1 protein-coding gene and 1 pseudogene are annotated in these 1,150 nt (G+C 39.4%); one reads left to right on the forward strand and one right to left on the reverse strand.

All coding sequences use genetic code 11. The features are described 5' to 3' along the window. A pseudogene (locus tag BBROOKSOX_RS11340) lies at positions 1-583 on the forward strand (fibrobacter succinogenes major paralogous domain-containing protein); the annotation flags it as partial. A 149-nt stretch (positions 584-732) separates the two neighbouring features. Here the strand turns inward: BBROOKSOX_RS11340 and BBROOKSOX_RS12390 are convergent. After that, a partial coding sequence (locus tag BBROOKSOX_RS12390; RefSeq protein ID WP_257607878.1) for an IS3 family transposase occupies positions 733-1,150 on the reverse strand: 418 nt, incomplete at its 5' end.

Consider the following 1,150-nt stretch of genomic DNA (forward strand, 5'->3'; position numbering starts at 1 on the left):
CTCGCCTAACCCACCACACAGAGTTTGGCTTGATAGAAATCTCGGCGCAACAAAAGTTGCTGCCTCAAGTAATGACAGTGCTGCTTATGGTGATCACTATCAATGGGGACGAGCAAAAGATGGTCATCAATCTTTGAATTCAAGCAAAGCTACTGCTAGGTTATCAACTATTACTGCAGATGATAAATTTATTACCACATTTTCGGATTGGACAAAAGTTGATAATAACGGCGCACTTAGAGTAGCCGCTTGGAAAGATGGCGGTAGTAATGACATTTGCCCTGTAGGCTTTAGTGTGCCAACGAACGATGAGCTACACAGAGAGACTTTGGGTACCACTAATAATAATTTTGGTGTTGCTGATGCCTTCAGTAGCTTCCTCAAGTTCCCAGCTCCTGGCATCCGAAGTTCGTCGGATGGCATTTATCGCAATGTTGGAACTAGCCTTTTCTTGTGGAGTCGTACTCGTACTGCTGCTAATAATAATAAGGCTAATAGTTTTAGAATCCATAGTAGGTGTGGGTTCAATTCACCCAGTAACCGTGCCGATGGCATGAGCATTCGTTGCATTAGAGATTTATAAGCGGTAGTGAATAAAAGAGGACGCCTTGACCCCCCATTTGACTAGACACCAAATTCTAATTGCACCCATTTTTTTCCATATCAATAATCTTTTTCGGGGTTTGGGATAAAGCCCCAACTTGGAATTTATTCCAAGCCCTAACTTAAGCCCTAAAGGCTTAATATTAAGTTAGGGATATTATCTTGATAAAACTTCTTTTCATAATCACTAGGCGAACAATAATCAATCGTTGAATGCCGTCTAATCTTGTTGTAAAACACTTCAATATATTCAAATATAGCACTCCTTGCTTGTGCTCTTGTGGCATAAGTTTGTTGGCTAATAGAGATATTGGGGACGCTACCCTTTAAATCGGATTTTAGACTTTCTAGAAACCTACTCAAAGGGCAAGTTGGTGATGAGATTAATATTTTAATAGCTGCCTGTGCTTGGAATTTGAGAAAATGGCTGGTAATAGCCACTATTTTTTTGTTTTGGCAAAAACTGGGTTTATTTTTTGTAAAATACCTAAGGTTTTTTGCGGTACTGGATAAAAAGCAGTTTTGTTGATTTAGATGGTTGGAAAAA

Source organism: bacterium endosymbiont of Bathymodiolus sp. 5 South, from assembly GCF_900128535.1.
Classification (GTDB): Bacteria; Pseudomonadota; Gammaproteobacteria; order PS1; family Pseudothioglobaceae; genus Thiodubiliella.